Consider the following 5,140-nt stretch of genomic DNA (forward strand, 5'->3'; position numbering starts at 1 on the left):
TTGGTCCCATGGGTCGGGACACCCGCTACATCGTCACCAACCTCGAGGGCGGCCGCGGTAAGCACCTTTACGAGAAGATCTACTCCGCCCGCGGCCAGGCCGAGAACCACATCAAGGCGTGGAAGGCCCACCTCGCAGCAGACCGGACGTCGTGCTCGAAAGCCAACGCCAACCAGATGCGCCTGATGCTGCACGGCTGCGCCTACTGGGTCTGGTGGAAGCTTCGCGCGGCTTGCCCGAAGCGCTCACCNTGGCGCCGCGCCCAGTTCGACACGCTGCGGCTGCATCTCGTCAAACTGGCCGCCACCATCGTCGAAAAGAAGACCCGGATCATCGTGACCCTGCCGGCTTCGTGTCCCCGAAAGGGACTTCTCCTCCTTCTCTTCGACGCCCTCGCCCCCCCGAAAACAGCCTGACGCAAGCGCCCCGACAAACCCAGAAACATCAACCCGTATCGCCCAAGACCCAAGTCACCGGCCGGCATGCCAACCGGACGCAAACACCGGGTGCGCGCAAGAAAACCGAGACCGGGGAAACCATCCCACGGAGCACAAGTCCGCAGCTTCATGAATTATGCGGGCTAGGAGCATTGAAGGACCAGACTGCATCTCCACGCTGGTTGCGCCGCCGGAATTATTGTTCGCTGCGGAGAGCGTGCGGATGGAACGAGAAGTCGTTATTGAATCTGTCCTGTCGGAGTTGCGGGAGTGCCATCAGCTGACAGATGGAATCATGGTGTCATCATTTCGGCCCCAAAAAAGAAAGCTTGGAAGGGTATCCGGCGGGGTGTTGCATGGTGGCATATCGGCTAGAATCGGCCCCTGCGAAGCCACGCGCGGCTATGTTGGCTCTAGCCAAGGTCGCGTCGTAGCGGAGTTCAGCCGTCGAGCTCGTCTCCCTTCCTGCCTCCCTGACCGCCCGCTGAACGTTCATCCAGCCGCGAATGGAGTCCGCTACGTGGGGGCTTTAACTTGGCAATCTGATCCAAATGGATTACGAGAATTTCGGCATGATCCCAAGTCCTGTTGACAAAACGCCGTGTCCAGAGGCGGATGCATGCGATGTCGACGAAGCCCAGGACGCTGGCGACGGTCTTGTCGTAGCGGGTGGCGACGCGGCGGCTGTTCTTGAGCCGCCTGACGCAGCGCTCGACCGGGTTGCGCAGCGCGTAGAAGGTCTTGTCCAGGTCTGCGCGGGCCTTGCGGTTGCGGCGCATGGGGATGACGGGGATCGCGTCGCGGGCCTCGGCCCAGGCGCGGATGCGGTCGGCATCATGGCCCTTGTCCGCGAGCAGCGCACCCGGCGCGGGCAAATCGTCGCCCATGACGAGGTCGAAGCCTCTGTCGTCCGAGGTCTGGCCCGGCGTCACATCGGTGCGCGTCGGCAGGCTCCAGCCGTTCGTGCGGAGGTGGATCTTGGTCGTCTGGCCACCTCTTGAGCGGCCAATACCCTATCGCGGAGTCCCCCTTTTGCGCCGGCTGCATGCTGATGCGCCCAGATCACCGTGCTGTCGATCCTCTGCAAGCGGTCGGGCGGGTGATTGCGCTCGGCCGCGCCCTCGTTCAGGGCTTCCAGGATCGTCCCCCACAGCCCCGCGAGCGTCCGACGGCGGAACTGGCGGTAGACACGCGACCATTTGCCGAACTCCTCGGGCAGGTTGCGCCAGGGCGAGCCCGTCCGCGCGATCCAGAACACCCCGTCGAGCACCCGCCGGTGATCGCTTCCATGCCGCTCGTTGCGCGCTCGCACCCTCTGGAAGAACAGCCATTCCGCATCCGACATCAGTCCTCGCGCCATCACATCACCCGCCTGACCATAGTCCGGCAGCGCGATACACACCAAAACCGTCAGGGAAAGGGTTTTGTCAACACCGTCCAGGCTAAAGTAATCGATCGACCTGCCCACCAAGACAGGCTGAGTAGGCCGACGCAACTTGGCGGCACTGCAAAGGGACGGAGTGGCGTTGCCCGGTCCCTGCCCCTGCCCTCTCTGCCAGCCCCGGAGCCTTCGTTGCTGAGGGAGAGAAGATGCAGCGGGACCGAAATAACGGTCGCGCCGCTCCCGCCGTGCGATCGTTTGACATTATCAATGTTGAACTAGGGTAGCTTGATGTAGCTTGATCAGGAACCACAACGTTGGTGCAGGTGTTTCGACCTACCCCACCGCCGCAGATTCCTGAGCCACAACTCCGTGACCGACCTGAGAAGGACCAGCCGCAATGCTGCACCAACCAAAGGTCATTTCCGTCGGTAGCATCAACGCGGACTTTCAGGTGCGCGTCGATCGTCGACCAGAGCCTGGAGAGACGCTTACCGGTCATCACTTCGCCAGACTCAGCGGCGGTAAAGCGGCAAACGTTGCATTTCAGGCGCAACAACTCGGAACTCCGGCTCAGCTTCTAGGATGTGTCGGCGATGATGATTTGGCGGAGCAAGCTCTTGAGCCACTGAGGCAGATCGGAGTTGATCTCTCGGGCGTCAACGTCGCGCCAGACTGTCCGACTGGCGTCTCCATGATCAATGTCCCGCCGGGTGGCGCAAAAGGTATCGTTCTTGCTGAAAACGCAAACGCAACTTGGGGACCTGAAGCGCTTCATAACATTGTTGAGGTGGTGCGAAGTGCACCCTCGAATTCCGTCTTGGTCTACGACGTGGAAGTTCCCGAGGAGGTGACGAAAGCGGCCGCCGAGGCTGCAGCGGAAAGGGGCTTTACAAGAATTCTTGATCCGTCGCCCGCAAATGCTGTCAGCGATGAGCTGCTGGACCTCTCCAACATTTTGCTGCCCAATCCTGTGGAGGCAAAGAAGCTGTCCGGGATCAAGGTCGAGGATGCGCCTACGGCCGGACGGGCTGCGGCCGCCCTCGCGCGAGGCGGAGCAAAAACGATCTGCATCAAACTGTACACGGGCGGGTGTGTGCTTTGCCACAACGGAGTACTGCACTTCCTACGAGCACCCAACGTTGACGCCGTCGACACCACCGGCGCGGGCGACGTGTTCGCTGGCGTGTTCGCAACGTGGCTGAGCAAAGGTAACACTGTTCTCGAGGCGGCGCGCGCAGCCTCCGCTGCCTCCGCATACGCAGTCACGCAATACGGCTCTCAGGCCGGATGTCCCGATAATAGAGAAGTTGAGGCGCGACTGGGAGAGGTGCAGCTTACCCCACACGATCCCAACCCGTAATCTTTTGCGAAAGGATTCACCCTAAACTCTTCAGGCTGTTTAACTGAAGGCCGAAGCAATGGAAGATCTGGCCGTTTACACTATATTTTGACCAAGCTTTTCCGCTCACATTGCATGCCGTCTACCCGCGCAGTGCCAAAACCACGTCGGCCTCCTCTTAACCCGGATAATTCACGAGAAGGCGGCGGAGGTGGCGTAACCGTCTGAAACTATGTATTTTTTGGTTATCGACGCCAAAGATTCAGATTTCAGCAGGACGACCTCCGCCATGACCCAGTCTACGTGCTCCACGCCCCGCCTGTCACCCCTTAACGGTAAGCCGGTCCTGCTCGGGTTTGACGGCGCCGACATGAGCTCCGACGCCGGCCTGACCCTGCTGCGCGAGATCGAGCGCAGGGCGGGTCTGGCGCAGCGGCTCGCAGATTGCCTGCACGATCCGCGTGACCCGGCGAAAGTTCAGCATAGCCTGTGCGACATCATCCGGTTCCGGATCATGATGATCGCGGCGGGATATGAAGACGGCAATGACGCGACCGCCCTGCGGTACGATCCCAGCTTCAGGATCGCGCTGGAGCGTGGGCCGGAAACGGAGCCAGCCTTGTGTTCGCAGCCAACGATCTCTCGCATGGAAAACCTGCCCGACGCCCGCGCCCTTATCCGCATGGGCCGCGAGATGATCCGGTTCTACTGTCAGTCCTTTGCGCGCGCGCCAAGCCGAATCGTCAGACTACACGACACAGCCGTTTTTGGGGTGGCCGAGACCGGCAAGAGAGATTCTTCTGGTGGACTCGACCTCGCCAAAGGAACGGTCCCTTGAATATCCGTGCTCTCGCCGATCTCCAGAAAACGCTAACTCCGCATGTGCCGTTGGGCAAGTCACGGCTCGAGACGCTCTGCATGATCCTGCTTGGCATGATCAGCGCCCGAACGGTGAACCTGACGCATATCGCGAGCGAGCGGCCAAGTCGCGCCATGGTTGCATCGACCTATCGCCGTCTGCAACGCTTCTTCCAACACGTGTGCCTGCCCGAGGATTGGAGCGTGGGCATCGTGATCTCGCTGCTCGGCAACCCTCGCCCTTGGCATCTGTGTCTTGACCGCACCAACTGGAAGATCGGCAAGACCGACGTTAACATCCTCGTGTTGGCCGTCATCACGGCCAGGTTCCGTGTCCCGTTGATGTGGACCATGCTCCCGCATTCCGGCAACAGCACGACCGCTCAGCGCATCGCGCTGATGAAGCGGTATCTCGCGTATTTCGACGCCTCAACCGTTCGGGTGCTGCTGGCGGATCGTGAGTTCATCGGTCAGGAATGGTTCACTTTTCTCGTCGAGCAGGAGATCCCCTTCGCGATCCGCATGAAGGAGGGCCAGATAGTCCGTACCAACGGCCGCGAGCTGAACCTGCGCTCCCTGCTGTCACGGTGCAGGGGTGTGCGGGGCTTCACGGCCGTCCTGCCTGGCAGAGCGAGTCACCCTGACCTCGAGCTCCACTTCGGTGCGCGCCGTATCAAGGGCGGCGAGCTTCTCGTGGTGGCTTCGCCCTATCCAGCCACTGGCGCGCACATCCTGCGGCAGTACAAGAAGCGCTGGCTCATCGAGTGCCTGTTCGCCGACAGCAAGACGCGGGGGCTGAACCTGGAGGACACCCGCCTGACGCTCGCGTCCAGGTTGTCTCTGCTCATCGCCATAACCGCTATTGCCATCGCCCTCATCTGCCGTGCTGCAGCCCAGCTCATGGGACACAAATACCCCGCCCGNAAGAAGCACGGATACTGCTCGAAATCCTGGTTCCGGACCGGCTTCGATGAGGTCCGACGATGGATGCGGTCCGGTCCCGAAACGCCTCTCGTCGCCCGAAATCTCGTCGTCCCGAGACGGCTGCGGGTGGGAGTCGTGTAGTCTGCTCTGGCGGAATGGGACTTGCCGCCGGAGTTTGCGACCCTGCGCCGCCTGATG

General features: G+C 61.4%; 3 protein-coding genes and 2 pseudogenes. 4 read left to right on the forward strand and 1 reads right to left on the reverse strand.

Going from position 1 to position 5,140, the window contains the following annotated elements; genetic code table 11:
- Nucleotides 1-416, forward strand: a 416-nt coding sequence (locus JSE7799_RS06290; RefSeq protein WP_144431590.1) for a transposase, incomplete at its 5' end; no start/stop codon positions are given.
- A 620-nt stretch (nucleotides 417-1,036) separates the two neighbouring features.
- Here JSE7799_RS06290 and JSE7799_RS19610 read toward each other — a convergent pair.
- A pseudogene (locus tag JSE7799_RS19610) lies at nucleotides 1,037-1,797 on the reverse strand (IS5 family transposase); the annotation flags it as partial.
- A gap of 421 nt (nucleotides 1,798-2,218) precedes the next feature.
- Between JSE7799_RS19610 and JSE7799_RS06305 the strand changes: the two are divergent.
- From JSE7799_RS06305 to JSE7799_RS06315, 3 genes and pseudogenes are all read left to right on the forward strand, one after another.
- Nucleotides 2,219-3,181: a PfkB family carbohydrate kinase gene (locus tag JSE7799_RS06305; RefSeq protein WP_055662864.1), complete on the forward strand. Its 963-nt coding sequence runs from the start codon at nucleotides 2,219-2,221 to the stop codon at nucleotides 3,179-3,181.
- Nucleotides 3,182-3,449: 268 nt separating this feature from the next.
- A pseudogene (locus tag JSE7799_RS06310) lies at nucleotides 3,450-3,905 on the forward strand (transposase); the annotation flags it as partial.
- Nucleotides 3,906-4,093: 188 nt separating this feature from the next.
- The gene (locus JSE7799_RS06315; RefSeq protein ID WP_442354838.1) at nucleotides 4,094-5,083 is read left to right on the forward strand and encodes an IS4 family transposase; all 990 of its coding nucleotides are present in this window, start codon (nucleotides 4,094-4,096) and stop codon (nucleotides 5,081-5,083) included.
- Nucleotides 5,084-5,140: the final 57 nt, after the last annotated feature.

It is taken from the genome of Jannaschia seosinensis, from assembly GCF_001408515.1.
Lineage (GTDB): Bacteria > Pseudomonadota > Alphaproteobacteria > Rhodobacterales > Rhodobacteraceae > Jannaschia > Jannaschia seosinensis.